The organism is Gordonia paraffinivorans NBRC 108238, from assembly GCF_000344155.1.
Taxonomy (GTDB): Bacteria; Actinomycetota; Actinomycetes; order Mycobacteriales; family Mycobacteriaceae; genus Gordonia; species Gordonia paraffinivorans.
Genome location: NZ_BAOQ01000032.1, coordinates 22,196 through 37,148, shown reverse-complemented (window position 1 = coordinate 37,148; position 14,953 = coordinate 22,196). Strand labels below are relative to the sequence as shown.

The 14,953-nt window shown below is 66.7% G+C and carries 12 protein-coding genes; all 12 read left to right on the top strand.

Annotated elements, in window-relative coordinates:
* Positions 1-1,408, top strand: a 1,408-nt coding sequence (locus tag GP2_RS15565; RefSeq protein ID WP_006901489.1) for a hypothetical protein, incomplete at its 5' end; no start/stop codon positions are given.
* Between the two features lie 156 nt (positions 1,409-1,564).
* Positions 1,565-1,966 carry a hypothetical protein gene (locus GP2_RS15560; RefSeq protein ID WP_006901488.1) on the top strand — a complete coding sequence of 134 codons (402 nt, stop codon included), beginning with the start codon at positions 1,565-1,567 and terminating at the stop codon, positions 1,964-1,966.
* Between the two features lie 8 nt (positions 1,967-1,974).
* Complete coding sequence (locus GP2_RS15555) at positions 1,975-2,685, top strand: RES domain-containing protein (protein WP_006901487.1); 711 nt, start codon at positions 1,975-1,977, stop codon at positions 2,683-2,685.
* Complete coding sequence (locus GP2_RS15550; protein WP_006901486.1) at positions 2,685-3,374, top strand: hypothetical protein; 690 nt, start codon at positions 2,685-2,687, stop codon at positions 3,372-3,374. The genes GP2_RS15555 and GP2_RS15550 overlap by 1 nt, the downstream gene beginning before the upstream one ends.
* Complete coding sequence (locus GP2_RS15545; RefSeq protein ID WP_006901485.1) at positions 3,371-4,363, top strand: DUF6615 family protein; 993 nt, start codon at positions 3,371-3,373, stop codon at positions 4,361-4,363. The genes GP2_RS15550 and GP2_RS15545 overlap by 4 nt, the downstream gene beginning before the upstream one ends.
* Positions 4,364-4,484: 121 nt before the next feature.
* Positions 4,485-5,918, top strand: coding sequence for an IS1380 family transposase (locus GP2_RS15540; RefSeq protein ID WP_006901484.1), 1,434 nt, complete (start codon positions 4,485-4,487; stop codon positions 5,916-5,918).
* A gap of 302 nt (positions 5,919-6,220) precedes the next feature.
* Positions 6,221-7,378 carry an acyl-CoA dehydrogenase family protein gene (locus GP2_RS15535; RefSeq protein ID WP_006901483.1) on the top strand — a complete coding sequence of 386 codons (1,158 nt, stop codon included), beginning with the start codon at positions 6,221-6,223 and terminating at the stop codon, positions 7,376-7,378.
* 23 nt (positions 7,379-7,401) lie between these two features.
* Positions 7,402-9,072, top strand: a complete 1,671-nt coding sequence (locus tag GP2_RS15530) for an AMP-binding protein (RefSeq protein ID WP_006901482.1) — start codon at positions 7,402-7,404, stop codon at positions 9,070-9,072.
* Positions 9,073-10,674, top strand: coding sequence for an acyl-CoA carboxylase subunit beta (locus GP2_RS15525; RefSeq protein ID WP_217997247.1), 1,602 nt, complete (start codon positions 9,073-9,075; stop codon positions 10,672-10,674).
* 5 nt (positions 10,675-10,679) lie between these two features.
* Complete coding sequence (locus GP2_RS15520) at positions 10,680-12,704, top strand: acetyl/propionyl/methylcrotonyl-CoA carboxylase subunit alpha (protein ID WP_006901480.1); 2,025 nt, start codon at positions 10,680-10,682, stop codon at positions 12,702-12,704.
* Between the two features lie 50 nt (positions 12,705-12,754).
* Positions 12,755-13,594 carry an SDR family oxidoreductase gene (locus GP2_RS15515; RefSeq protein WP_157211707.1) on the top strand — a complete coding sequence of 280 codons (840 nt, stop codon included), beginning with the start codon at positions 12,755-12,757 and terminating at the stop codon, positions 13,592-13,594.
* Positions 13,591-14,952 (top strand): acyclic terpene utilization AtuA family protein, encoded by a 1,362-nt coding sequence (locus GP2_RS15510; protein WP_006901478.1) that lies wholly within the window; start codon positions 13,591-13,593, stop codon positions 14,950-14,952. The genes GP2_RS15515 and GP2_RS15510 overlap by 4 nt, the downstream gene beginning before the upstream one ends.
* Position 14,953 lies beyond the last annotated feature (1 nt).

Below are 14,953 nucleotides of genomic sequence, written 5' to 3'. Positions count from 1 at the left end.
CTTAGTCGCGGCGCGCGGGATCTCATCATGGTCATGGATGGGCCTGACTCACCTCGACATTCTCGCTGGCCGCCATCCTGATCTAGTCGACTACTACCTCAACGGTGGCAAAGACAGGCTTGTCGAACAACTAGCTGACCTCACCGCCATCATTCGCGGTGACACGACTGCAGCGCAGGGACAGAGGTTGCAGCCCAGTGATATTGGCGAACGAATCATGGCACTCGCACGCGCGGCCAACAACGATCCGCACTACCGCTACCACTTCGAAACCTCCGACGGGCCGCCCGTTGCAAGAGACGAACCCTGGTTAGTTGCCGTCGCGTCCGAGCAACATGGGCCCCTGTGGCTTCACGTCAAGGTCTACGCCAAGTTTTACGCTGCGCTCGAGGAACGACCTATCACTACGAAGGTGCGGGTCAACACCGCGGGCAATCCCGAACTCGCCGAGAGCTTCGAACAGTTTCTCAACTTCGGAACTGATGTGTACGTTCCAGCTGACGCCGCGTCGGCCGAGCTTGACTTGCCTGGAAATTTGGGCGGAGTCTTGGGCAATGCCGAGATCCGAATAATCGCAGGATCTTCCGAAGACGGCGAGCAGGATCCTCCGCCCACCCTCATGGTGGGTGCCCGTAACCCGGCCGGCGCAATCGTCGCGGAGCTGGAACTGCACCGAACCGAGTTGACCAGGGGAGTACGCGGAGGAGTCCGCGTCGTGTGGACTGATGCCGCCGAGTTGTTCAAGCTCGAAATCAAGAGCATGCCAGACAGCGCCGAGCTCGACGTCACGATCACCATAGGCTGGGAGATCAGGGGGCGACTTCCCGCCGACCTCGTCGATACATTCGCGTTCATGGATGAACTAGAGCGTGGGGTGTGTCTGGGTATCAGCCCGAGCTACGGTCCGCGGCGATACGACTTTGGGACGCCCCTACAGCAAGACCGAGAGAACGATCTCCACCTAACTGCCCGAGTGGTTAGCGCCCTGCACATCATCCAACAGCATTGCAACGAGCTGCTACGCATGCCCTCCGAGATCTCCTCGCTGGAACTCAAGAGGATCTTCGAAGCCGCGACGCTGCTTCAAGGAGACCCCGCCACGGCAACCTGGGCGCCGTTCACACTCACAGTCGATAGCGATGATGGACCCACACTCGTTCCCGGCGCACGAATCAACGTTGCTGTCACTACACCGCTCACCATCACCCTCGACGAGACAGATCACCGCCTCGGTCTGGTCGCATCTTTCCTCGACGCGACAGTTGCGAGCGTCGATGGCTCTCAAGTCACACTCAATCCTCACGACCCCTCTAGCAAGGCCACCCGAGTCCTCGCGGTCGGCGAGGAGTATCGGGTCTGGGTAGATTCCTCCAGCCTCAGCCCTCCTGACGACGAGGGTGTCGAGTAACAAGTTGCGATCATCGGGAGCGGTGGGCGTTCAGTCAGGCCGCTGCCCTGAGCTGAGGAAATGTCATAATATCCATTATCGGCGGTGTGATGTACCCTGTGATTTCACCCGCGATTCGCTATTGGATTGCGGTGCTCCGGGTGGCACACTGCAGGTATGAGCACCCAGTCGACCATCGCCCGCGGCGACCTGCGCGCCTACGAGGAGTCGGTGCGGCTGCCCACGCCGGAGCTCGTCGAGCGACTGCGCGACCTGCTCGGCGCCAAGCTCGTGGCCTACTTGGGCTCGGTCCAGGAGACCCGCGCGGTGCGGCAGTGGGCCGACTCGGCCGACGCACGCACCCCGTCCACCGAGGTCGTCAACCGGCTGCGGATGGCGTACCGGATCGCAGCCCTGCTCCGCGAGAAGGATTCGGCCGCCGTCGTCCAGGCGTGGTTCCAGGGCATGAACCCTCGCCTCGACGACGTCGCGCCGGCCCGGCTGCTGCGTGAGGGCGACCTGGAGCAGGTCGGCCCCGAGGTCCTGGCGGCCGCGCGCGCGTTCGCTGCGGCCGGGTGACTCCACTGGTGACCGAGGCACCTCAGCTGGTCGTCGTCGACGCCGCCGAGACGGTCTGGCGCGTCGGCTTCAAGCCGGAGCCCTGGGCCTGGTCCGGCTGGGAGTGGGCCGGCGCCGACGGCCGGTTCCACGGTCGCTGGGACGACCGGCAGGGCAACTTCCGCACCATCTACGCCGGCTCCACGCTCCTGGCCTGCCTTCTCGAGGTCCTCGCTGGGTTCCGGCCTGACCCGACCCTCGCGCTCGAGCTCGACGACATCGAGGAGGACGACGAGGACGCCGCGATGCACCCGACCGGGCGCGCCGGCGAGATCTCCTACTCCTGGCTCGAGCCGCGCTCGGCGGCCAGCGCGACACTGACCGGTCGCTTCTGCGCAGTGACGGCCGCGGAGTCGATCGCGGCCCTGCGCCCGCAGTTCGTCGCCCTGGCGCACCTGCTGAACCTGCACGACTTCGACGCGGCCGCGCTCAAGGACGGGCGCCCACGAGCGCTCACACAGTCGGTGGCGACCTACCTTCACGCGACCACGGAGCTCGACGGCGTCACGTTCGCCTCCCGCCACGGCGACGACCTCCCGCTCTGGGCGGTGTTCGAGCGCGCCGAGGATCCCGCAATCAGCCGGACCCTCGACGCCATCGAGCACCACGCCCTGTCCCCCGAGCACCCCGACGTCCAGGAGGCCTTCCGGATCCTCGGCCTCAGCTGGGCGGAAGTCTGATGGAGCCACGGGTCGTCGCCGTCGACGTGGGCTCGGTACGGAGCAACTTCGCCTGGGCTGCCCTCGACCTTCCCGGCCGGCGACCGGTCGGCGAGGGAGGCAGTCACCCCGAGGGGGCGGCGCTCGCCGTCCTCGAGGCGCTCCGCGCCGGTGTCCCGGTGGCACTCGGGTTCGAGGCTCCGCTCATGGTTCCGGTCAGCCAGGTGGGACCGGCCGACAGCTGGAAGACGCTCGGACAGGCGCGGCAGGGCGAGACCGTCGACGGACGTTCCAGGCCCTGGTCGGCCGGCGCCGGCAGCGGATCCCTGGCCACGGGGCTAGTCCAGCTCGCGTGGCTGCTCGAGCGCGTTGGCTCCGGAATGCCCGGGCTGAGGTGCACCACCAAGCCAGAGCCATGGCTGGCCGGTGAGGCCGAGCTGTTCGTCTGGGAGGCCTTCGTCTCCGGTACAGGCAAGCCCGTTCCCGCAGGGATCACCCAGCACGCGGCGGATGCGGCCGCGGCCGCGGACACCTTCGCGGATCGACTCGAGGACGGCTCGTTGAGCGTCTCCGACGTCGTCTGCACGCCGGCGTCGTCGTTCAACCTGGCGGCGGCCGCCGCGGCGTACGCCGGCCTGGCGATCGCCAGCAACGAGCTGCGCGATCAGGTGCAGGTCTATCGCACCCGCCCCGCCCTCGAGCCGTCATGACGCATTGGGAAGTCCTGGCCTCCTTCACCCGGATCCGCGAGACCGCCGAGGCATACATGGACGAACTCGACGAGCTCGGACACGGATGGGTCGAGGAGTCGGTGACCGACGTCGCGGTCCATCGCGGGTATCCGCACGTGAAGGTCATCAAGTTCAACCGACGCCAGGAGGCTGTCGTCGGCGGCGACTACCTGTGGTGGTGGCTGGACAGTTCGAGCAGCCTGTGCTTCGGCATGCTGGTGCAGGCCAAGCGGCTCAGCCGCGAAGGCTCACGATGGCATATCGACATCAGCCACAACGACGGCCAGCAGCTGCGCGACTTGCTGAGGGCAGCGGAGCAGCTTCAGGTGCCGGCGCTGTACGGGGTTTACACCGGCGGGCGGGTATTTCGCGCCGACCTGCCGTGCTTCCACTCCCAAGAGGCGGACTGCCTGGGGTGCCGTCGGATGGCCATCTCGATGATCACCGCCTATCAGTTGAGCGGCGGCTGGTCGTGGCCCTCTCCAGTTGACACAGCGAACCTGGTGCTCGACGAGGGTCTCCCCCTGGAGGACCTCGTCGACCCAGAACGACAGAGCGGCCCAGTCCGGGACATCAACCTCCCAGAGATCCCTGAGGGCCAACTACGCGCCTTCCTACTGGACGATCAGGCCGGGCCGCGAGAGGTCGCCAAGCGCATCTTCCGGGCGGTCAGCGACCACCGTCGTGGAGCTTTCCGGGCGGCGAGCGCCGCGCCCACCGGTCTCCCCGGCGCGCCCCTCTTCCCGGAGGTGCCGGAGGACCCGGGACACTTTCCCGGCTCCTACTACCGGCACGTGCTCCAAGGGCTGAGGACGCGGCCGCCGCGGTATGTCGAAGTTCTTCGGCGCCGCACAGACATCGATGACGGCTCGATGAGCTACGTCGTCGCTGTGGGGCCGCCCGGTCCGCGGCGACCCCTGGAGCTCGCTGGCCTCAACATCGCGGGCGTCGTCCTGGTCACGATCTAAGCCCGGATCCACCGATGAACTTGGTCTGGTGAGCGCGCCGTAAACGAGAATGCCCTTGTGTAGCGGGAGAATCGGAGTTCTTGAGGCAACGATTCGACCGAACACAAGGGACATCTCTGAGGTGAAACTCTCTCACACGTCGCGGGCGACGTCGGCGGTCTTCGATGATCCGAATCTCGTGTCGGCCGGTGGTCTGGTTCCGGTGCTCGCGTTGGCCGAGTCCGCTGGGCTGCGTGATCTGGCGGATCAGCACTTGACGGTGCCGGGCGACAAGGGCGCGAACGCCGGGTTGAAGGTCGCCTCGCTGGTCGGTGGGATGGTCGCTGGTGCCGATTCGATCGATGACATGGCGCTGTTGCGTCACGGCGGCATGGGGAGGGTATTCGCCCGCGCCTACGCGCCTTCGACGTTGGGTTCCTTCCTGCGGGCGTTCACCTTCGGGCACGTGCGTCAGCTCGACGCGATCGCGTCGAGGTTCCTCATCGCGCTGGCAGGACTCACCGAGCTGTTGCGTCCGTCAGCCGAGGTGAGCCCGGATGCAGACGCGAGTGCTGACTACGCGTTGCTCGATGTCGACGACACGATCATCGAGGTCCATGGCCACGCCAAGCAGGGCGCCGGGTTCGGCTACTCAGGTGTCCGTGGCCTCAACGCCCTGCTCGCCACCCTCACCATCGCCGGCGCCGTCCCGGTGATCGTGGCCCAACGGCTCCGCAAGGGCTCGACTGGGTCACCACGCGGTGCGAAGCGACTGGTCGGCGATGCGGTGCGGACCGCCCGACGACTGCTCGACAAGTCCCACCCGGTCCTAGTGCGGATGGATTCGGCGTTCTACGGCCGCGGACCAGTTCACGCCGCCCTCAAGGGTGGGGCCGCGGTGTCGGTGACCGTGCGGATGGACAAGCGGGTCAAGGCCGCCATCGCCACCATCGACGACGATGCGTGGACCACCATCGAGTACACCCATGCCGTCTTCGACGAAGCCAGTGGCCGGTGGGTCTCACGGGCCGAGGTCGCCGAGATCGGTTTCACCGCGTTTGCCGCCCAGAAGAAGACCGACCACGTGCCGGGCCGGCTGGTGGTCCGGCGGATCCCGGACTTCAACGCCGAGAAGAACAAGGCAGCCGGCCAAGACACCCTGTTTGACACCTGGCGGTTCCATGCGTTCTTCACCACCACCGACGCCGACGTGCTCGACACCGTCGCCGCCGATGCGATCCACCGCCATCACGCGGTCATCGAGCAGGTCCACGCTGACCTCAAACACGCAGCGTTGGCGCACCTGCCGTCCGGGGTGTTCACTGCCAACGCGGCCTGGTTGGTGCTCGCCGTGATGGCGTTCAACCTCACCCGAGCCGCCGCCAGCCTCACCGACCCGCAGATCGCGAAGGCCACCACCGCCACGATCCGTCGCAAGCTGATCACCGTGCCAGCACGGGTCGCGACCTCAGCACGACGGGTCACTCTGCATCTGCCACAAGCCTGGCCCTGGGAGACCGCCTGGACTGCCTTGTTTGACCGAGTCAGCGACCCGCCACCCGCCCTCGCGGCCTGACCAACCAGCAGCCACAGCTGCGCGACGAGGAACAACGTGGAACACCCCGGACAGTGAGGTCCGGCAGATCATCGCGCCCCGGCGCCCTCACCCGGAACCGACCACCATCACCTCATCCCGGCCATGCCGATCGGTGGATCCGGGCTTAAGGCTCGAAGGGCGACGCCGGCGGGTCTTGATGGAGGCCGACCACCGTGCCCTCGGAGCGATACCGCTCAATATGTTGAACGACTTGCCAGTATGTTGAATAGGCCCTAAGGTGATTCACCTCAGCTCACTAACTTTCAGGTAAGGGGTACGTCGTGTCGCTACTGGAATCGGACGAGCAGAACTCGATCCGTGAGTCAGTCAGGGCCATTGCCGGGCCCTACGATCACGCGTGGTACGTCGATCGCGCCCGCAACGGGCGGAAGGTTGACGAGTTGTGGAAGGCGATCGGCGAAGCCGGCTTTATCGGTGTCAACCTGCCCGAGGAGTACGGCGGCGGCGGGATGGGCATCGAGGAGCTCGCGATCGTGGCCGAGGAGCTGGCGGCCCTGGGGTCGCCGCTGTTGATGATGATCGTGTCGCCGGCTATCTGCGGATCGGTGATCGCTCGATTCGGTTCGGCCGACCAGAAGGAGCGCTGGCTGCCGGGCTTGGCCACCGGCGACATCAAAATGGCCTTTGCGATCACCGAGCCCGACGCCGGGTCGAACAGCCATCTGATCTCCACCGCCGCCCGGCGCGACGGGGACGAGTGGGTGCTGAACGGGAAGAAGTACTACTGCTCGGGGGTCGACGAGGCTGATGCGGTGCTCGTGGTGGTGAGGACCTCGATGGACGACTCCAGCGGCCGCGCGAGGCTCTCGCTGTTCATCGTCCCCACGGACAGCCCGGGGCTGAGCATGACGGTCATCCCTGTCGAGGTGGTGGCCCCCGAGAAGCAGTTCACCTTGTACTTCGACGACCTCCGCCTCGGCGAGGACGCCCTGCTGGGCGAGGTGGACAACGGCCTGCGCCAGATCTTCTTCGGTCTCAACCCCGAACGGATCATGAGCGCCGCCACATCCAACGGTATCGGGCGGTTCGCTCTTGAGCGGGGCGCGCGCTACGCCCGCGAGCGTTCGGTCTGGGGTGGCACCCCGATTGGCGCCCACCAGGGCATCAGCCACCCGCTGGCTGAGGCTCACATGCACGTTGAGCTGGCCCGACTGATGACCCGCCAGGCGGCCTGGCTCTACGACCACCAGCACCCCGCCGGTGAGGCGTCGAACATTGCCAAGTTCGCGGCCGCCGACGCTGCGATCGAGGCACTGGATCGGGCCATCCAGACCCACGGCGGCAACGGCATGGCGACCGAGTACGGGCTTGCTGATGCATGGGGCTTCGCTCGTGTTCTCAAGATCGCGCCCGTCTCTCGCGAGATGGTGCTCAACTTCATCGCCCAGCATTCGCTTGGGCTGCCACGCAGCTACTGAGACAGTCCGAAAGGGGAGCCCAGATGAGGCCGTACGCGGATGCGCTGACCGCGCGGTACCACGAGGCAGGGGTGTGGCAGGACCGCACCTGGAGTTCCTACGTCGCGGAGCACGCCGCGAACCGTGGCGACCGGGAAGCGATCGTCGACCAACCGGACAAGCAGCAACTCATGGGCCGTGCGCCGATGCGACTGTCGTGGGCTGAGGTCAAGCGCCACGTAGACGCGCTCGCGCTGGGCCTTCTCGACGCGGGCGTGGAGCAGGGTGACGTGGTCTTCGTCCAACTGCCCAACAGCGTGGAGTTCGTGCTCGCCCACCTCGCCCTGGACCGAATCGGCGCCGTGGGCACCTTTGCGCCGATGCGGCAGCGTTCCTCGGAGATCACCTATGCCATCACCAAGACGAAGGCCACTGCGGCCATCTGCATGGGTGAGTTCAGGGGCGAGGACTTCCTCGCCATGGTCCACGGCGCCAAAGACGCCGAGGGCTCGTTGCTGAAAACCGTCGTCGCCCTCGGCGCCGAGGATCGGGCCGAGGCCGACTTCGCGCTCGAGCCCATGCTCCACGGGAACCCGAGCGACACAGCGGTGCTGGACGCGCTTGAGGTGTCGGCCGATGAGGCGCTCACACTTTGTCTGACGACCGGGACGGAGAGCAAGCCGAAGGTCGTGCCCCGTACGCCCAACTCCTGGATGGTCACGGTTCGTGCGATTCTGCGTGCCTCGGGACACGGGGCCGACTCGGTCTTCTCCGGTCCCTTCCCCTACGCCAACATGGGCGGTCTGGGTGTCGAGATGTACCCGTGGATCATGGCGGGCGGCAAGTTCGTCACCCACGAGCCTTTCGACGTTGACGTCTTCCTGCAGCAGATCACGGCCGAGCGAGTCAATTACATAATCGCCGTCCCCGCGATCTACTTCGCGATGCTGAGTCACCCCGAGCTCGACGAGAAGTACGACATCTCTTCCCTCAACGTGGTCGGCTGTGGCGGTGAGGCCCCCCCGCACACGATCATCGAGATGCTGGACGAACGCGGCATCACGGTTATCAACGAGTTCGGAGCCACCGAGGGATGGTTCTTCTTCACCCTGCCCGGTCAGCCCCTGGAGGAGCGCAAGGACCTGTTCAGGGTCGACCAGCTCGAGGAGTTCCTACCGATGACCCAGTTCCGGGCGCTCGACCCAGAGACCGGTAAGGACGCGGCCCCGGGTCAGCCGGGCGAGTTGGCGGTCCGCGGACCGTCAGTGTTCGCCGGTTACTTGGACGCCGACGTGATCAACGAACGGTCCTTCACCACCGACGGGCTCTTTTGCACCGGCGACCTCGTGACCATCGGCGCCGACCGGAGCCTGCGGTACGTCGGACGGCTCAAGGACATGATCATCCGCGGCGGGCAGAACATTAGCCCGGCAGAGGTGGAGCTGATCATCCAGCGGCACCCCAGCGTCTACGAGGTCTCGGTCATCGGGCTCTCCCACCCGGAGCGCGGTCAAGAGGTGTGCGCGGTGGCCTCGCTGAAGACCGGCGCCACGCTGTCCTTGGAGGAACTCCAGCAGTTCATGCGTGACCAGGGAGTCGCCCGGTACAAGATCCCCGAGGCGCTGGAGATCGTCGAGGAGCTTCCCAAGGGTCCGAGCGGAAAGATCCTCAAGCGGTCGTTGCGCGACCGCTACGACACCCGAAAGTTGGGATAGCTGATGCCAGTGCTTACCCCTCAGGTGGACAAGAGTTCCGAGGCGTTCGCGCGGAACAGGTCCAGCCTGCTGCAACGGATCGCACTGCTGGATGAGCAATTGGCCGCAGCGCGTGCCGGCGGTGGCGACAAGTATGTCGAACGACACCGTTCCCGCGACAAGATGCCGGTGCGGGAGCGAATCGATCTCCTTCTGGACCGTGGCTCGCCGTTCCTCGAGCTCTCCGCACTGGCGGGCTGGGGGAGCGAGTTCACCGTCGGCGCCAGCGTCGTCACCGGGATTGGGGTCGTCTCGGGCGTTGAGTGCGTGATCGTCGGGAACGACCCGACCGTGCGTGGCGGGGCATCGAACCCGTTCACGTGGAAGAAGATCATCCGTGCCCTCGAGATCGCCCGGCACAACCGGCTGCCGGTGATCAATCTGGTGGAGTCCGGCGGCGCCGACCTGCCCACCCAGGTCGAGGCCTTCGTGCCGGGTGGAGCACTCTTCCGCGACCTGACGCGCCTGTCGGCTGCCGGTGTCCCGACCGTAGCCATCGTCTTCGGCAACTCCACCGCCGGTGGCGCGTATGTCCCGGGCATGTGCGACTACTCGATCATGGTCAAGGAGCGGGCCAAGGTGTTCCTGGGCGGCCCGCCGCTGGTGCGGATGGCGACCGGTGAGGTGTCGACGGACGAGGAGTTGGGCGGCGCGGAGATGCACTCCCGGACCTCGGGCCTCTCGGACTATCTCGCCGTCGACGAACGCGACGCGATCCGTCTGGGGCGGCAGGTGATGGCCGACATCAACTGGCGCAAGTTAGGTCCGGGCCCCACGCAGCCGGCACGTCCGCCTCGGTGCGACCCGGAGGATATTCTGGGTGTCGTCTCGAGCGACCTCCGGGTCCCGTTCCGACCCCACGACGTGCTCGCCCACGTCCTCGACGACTCCCGCTTCGACGAGTACAAGCCGACCTACGGCACTAGCCTCGTCACGGGCTGGGGGCACCTGCACGGCTACCCCGTGGGTATCTTGGCCAACGCCAACGGCGTCATCTTCCCGGAGGAGGCCGAGAAGGCTGCGGAATTCATCCTCCTCGCCAACCAGGTCGACGTGCCGCTGCTGTTCTTGCAGAACACGACCGGCTTCATCGTCGGTAAGGTCTATGAACAGGCTGGGATGATCAAAGACGGCGCCAAGATGATCAACGCTGTAGCGAACAGCAGCGTCCCGCACATCACGCTACTGATGGGCGCTTCCTACGGGGCCGGCAACTACGCCATGTCCGGACGGGCCTACGAGCCCCGCTTCGTGTTCTCCTGGCCGAACTCCAAGACCGCGGTGATGGGACCTCAACAGCTTGCCGGCGTCCTGTCCATCGTCGCCCAGCAAGCCGCGGCCGCATCCGGTCGGGAGTTCGACGAGTCGGCGGATGCGGAGCGGCGGGCCTCGGTGGAGCAGCAGATCGAGCGCGAATCCGACAGCTTCTTCATGAGCGGGCGTGTCTACGACGACGGCGTGATCGACCCACGGGACACCCGGACGGTGCTGGGGATCGCGCTCTCCGCCGCCCATTCCAACCAGATCAAGGGCACCCGCGGCTTCGGTGTCTTCAGGATGTAAGGCAGATGATGACGCAAAAGTTCAGGTCCGTACTCGTCGCCAACCGGGGCGAGATCGCCCGACGGGTGATGCGCTCCTGCCGCGAGGCAGGCCTGCGCACGGTGGCGGTCTTCTCCGATGCCGACGAGGATGAACCTTTCGTCACCGAAGCCGACCTAGCGGTGCGGCTGCCGGGTGTCACGGCCACCGACACCTACCTGCGCGCCGACCTGATCATCGAGGCGGCTCGGCGCACGGGGGCAGAGGCGATCCACCCGGGATACGGCTTCCTCTCCGAGAACGCCGACTTCGCGCGGGCCACGCTCGACGCGGGCCTGGTGTTCATCGGTCCCCCGCCCGAGGCGATGGAGCTGATGGGTGACAAGCTCAGGAGCAAGACCCGGATGCAGGAGTTGGGCGTACCCGTCCTGCCCGCGATTGAGGTCACCCACCTCGCCGCGGGGGAGCTTCGCAAGGCTGCCACAGACATTGGCTTCCCGCTCTTGGTCAAGGCCTCCGCTGGCGGTGGTGGTCGAGGCATGCGCATCGTGCGCGACCTCGAGCAGACCTCGGATGCGGTCGCGGCGGCCCGCCGCGAGGCTCAGTCCGCCTTCGGTGACGAGACGGTTTTCCTAGAGCGCTACCTGGAAGCGCCGCGGCATATCGAGATCCAGGTCTTCGCCGACGACCACGACCAGGTGGTGGCGCTGTTTGAGCGGGAGTGCTCGATCCAGCGTCGACACCAGAAAATTGTCGAGGAGTGTCCCTCTCCAGCTGTGAACGACACCTTGCGCAAGCAACTGAGCGAGGCCGCCGTCACCACGGCCCGGGCCGCGGACTACCGGGGCGCCGGCACCGTGGAGTTCGTGCTGGCCGAGGACGGGTCCTTCTACTTCTTGGAGATGAACACCAGGCTGCAGGTCGAGCACCCGGTGACCGAGGCCGTCACCGGTCTCGATCTCGTGCGCCTTCAACTGGAGGTGGCTCAGGGCCTCCCTCTGCCGGAGGAGGCGCTGTCCCCGACGATGAGCGGGCACGCCATCGAAGTCCGCCTGTACGCCGAGGACCCCGCCAACGGTTTCCTGCCGACGGCAGGCCGGATCCACGACTTCTCCTTCGAGTCGACGCCGGGCCTCCGCGTCGATGCTGGCGTCCGAGCCGGGTCCGTGGTCAGCACGTACTACGACTCGATGTTGGCGAAGGTCATCGCGCACGCGGTTGACCGCACGACGGCAGCCGGCGTGCTGGCCAAGTCCCTACGGCTGATGCACGTCGACGGCGTGGTGACCAACCGGCAGCTGCTGGTCGACGTGCTGGAGCACCCCCGGTTCCTGGCTGGCACGACGCCGACCTCCTTCCTCGACGACCACCCCGATCTGCTGGCCGCTCGAGCGGTGGACGAGCGGCTGCGGCTGCACGCCCTCGTGGCGGCCCTCAGCGGTTACGCGTGCGCCCCCGAGGAGCACTCGGTGCTGCCTGCGGTGCCGGCGGGATGGCGCAACAACCCCCCTATGCGCTCCCATGACCGCGCTCTCGAGCGCGTGCAGTACGCCGTGCAGGACACCACCGTGAACATCGGGTTCTCCGTCGCCGGTCGCGAGGTGACGGCCGAGGTTGACGGTGAACGGGTCGACGCGGTCGCCCTCCACCTGTCAGCTGACGTCGTCGACCTGGAGGTCGCGGGGATCCGGCGGACCTACACGGTGCTTGCGGTGGACGACGTGGTCCACGTCCACGACGCGGACGGCATGACCACGCTCGGCGAGCTCTCGCGCTTCCCGGCACCCGATGCTGGGGGGCATGCCGGGTCCGCGACGGCACCGATGCCCGGCGTGGTCCTCGACGTGCTGGTCAGCCAGGGCTGCGTCGTCTCGACCGGAGACCGTCTGGTCGTGCTCGAGGCCATGAAGATGGAGCACACCGTGACCAGCCCCACTGACGGGACCGTCGCCGAGGTGCTGGTCGTCAGCGGCGACCAGGTGGAGGCGGGCGCGGTCTTGGTCGTGCTCGCCGACGACGCCGACGACGACGCCGACGCGACACCAGCATGACCACCCGCACTCGCGGTATCAAGACTGATGAGAACTCCCAGGAGGAAGACATGCCCCAACCAGACGTGACCGGCCAGGACGGTCGAAAGGTCGCTCTGATTACCGGCTCATCGAGAGGACTGGGCCGAGCGATCGCCGAGCACCTCGCGCGGTCGGGTCACGACATCGTGGTGAACTACCGGCGCAACGCCGACTTGGCCCAGGAATCCGTGCACAGCCTGGAGCAGCTGGGCGCTCGCGCCATCGCGATCCAGGCCGACCTTGAGAGCACCGATGAGATCGACGCGATGTTCGCGGGCGTGCAGGCCCAGTTCGGCCGGCTCGACGTCCTGGTCAACAACGCGGCGGCAACGGCGTTCAAGCCCCTGCTGGAGCTCAACGACACCAACGTGCAACGAACTCTCCGGCTGAGCGTCAACGGCTTCGTCCGCTGCGTCCAGCAGGCAGTGCCGCTCATGGAGGGACGACCAGGACGGGTGGTCGCCATCAGCGGTGTCGACAGCAGCCACTACATGCCCGGCCACGGTCTGCTGGGTGCTGCCAAGGCTGCCGTGGAGAGCCTGGTGCGCGCCTTCGCGCTCGAGCTCGGTCCCCGAGGCATCACGGTCAACGGCGTGCGTCCGGGTGGTTTCGAGACCGACTCCTCCCGCATCTACGGCGGCTCGCAGTACGAGTTCCTCCGCGAACGTTTCATCGCCCAGTCCGGGATCAAGGACTTCGGCACCGTGGACGACATGGCAGGGGCCGTTGACTACCTGGTCTCGCCTGCGGCGCGGTACGTCACCGGGCACGTGATCGTCGTCGACGGCGGCCTCACAGCGAACCTTGGCGAGCTCGACGCCATCAACGACGCCACCCGCAACCACCACATGGGAAGGGTCAACTCATGAAGACCGTGCGCATGGGAGCAGGATCCGGCTACTGGGGAGATCTGCTCGAGCCCGCCATCGACCTCGCCAAGCGCGGGGAGCTGGACTACCTCGGCTTCGACTTCCTCGCCGAGCTGACCATGTCGTTGCTGCAGCGGGCGAAGCGCAGGAACCCCGACACGGGCTACATCCCCGACGTGGTGCCGTGGATGCGTGCGCTGTTGCCCATCACCCACGGCAACGGCACCAGGATGGTCCTCAACGGCGGCGGCACGAACTGTGAGGCCGCAGCCGAGGCAGTCCTGCGCGTGGCGAGGGACGCAGATCTCACCCAGCTAAGGGTCGCCGCGATCAGCGGTGACGACCTGACGTCCCGGATCGGGGAGTTCCGCCAGGCTGGGGTGACCTTGGCCAACATGGAGACCGGGGAACGGTCCATCGACGAGATCGCGGACCGGATCGTGTCTGCGCACGCCTACATCGGGTCCGAGGGGATTGTCGAGGCTCTGGGCGGTGGTGCTGAGGTCGTCATCGGCGGCCGCCTCGCGGACAGCTCGGTCTACGTCGGCCCGCTGATGCACGAGTTCGGCTGGTCGTTCGAGGATGCGGACTGGAACCTGCTCGGGGCGGCGATCACCGTGGCGCACGTGATCGAGTGCGCCGGGATCTGCTGCGGTGGCATGAGCTCGCAGTGGAAGAACGTTCCCGAGCCGTGGAACATGGGCTTCCCGATCGCGGACTTCCGACAGGACGGCACCGCCGAGATCTCCAAGCTGCCGGACACCGGTGGCCTGATCAACCAGTGGACGATCAAGGAGCACCTGCTCTACGAGACGCACAACCCCGCCGACTACCGGATGCCCGACGGCATCGCGGATCTGACCACGACCCGGCTGGAGGAGACGGGGCCGGATCGGGTGCGCCTGTGGGACATGAGCGGCCGGGAGCGACCGGACATGCTCAAAGTCCAGATCGGGTACACCGACGGCTGGATCGCCGAGGCGCGGGTCCTCCTGCCCTGGCCGGACACCATGGCCAAGGCCGACCGCTGCGAAGAGATCATCCGCAAGCGCCTGGACATTGTCGGCGTAACGCCTCGCGAGCTGCGCTTCGACCGGGTCGGCATCGACGCCTTGGCCGGCCCGCTGGCGCGGCGCCCGCGGCGCGACCCCGAGGAGATCGAGTTGCGGGTGACCGCCCGCGTGGACAGCCGGGAGGAAGCCGCCATGGTGAACCGCGAGGTCACCCACGTCAGCACAATTGGACCGGTCGGTACGGCCTTCGGTCCACCTGTGAAGCCGCGCGAGGTCATCGCCCTGTGGCCCACGCTCGTGCCACGCGACATGGTGCCCGTCAGCGTGACGTTCGAGGAGATCTGAG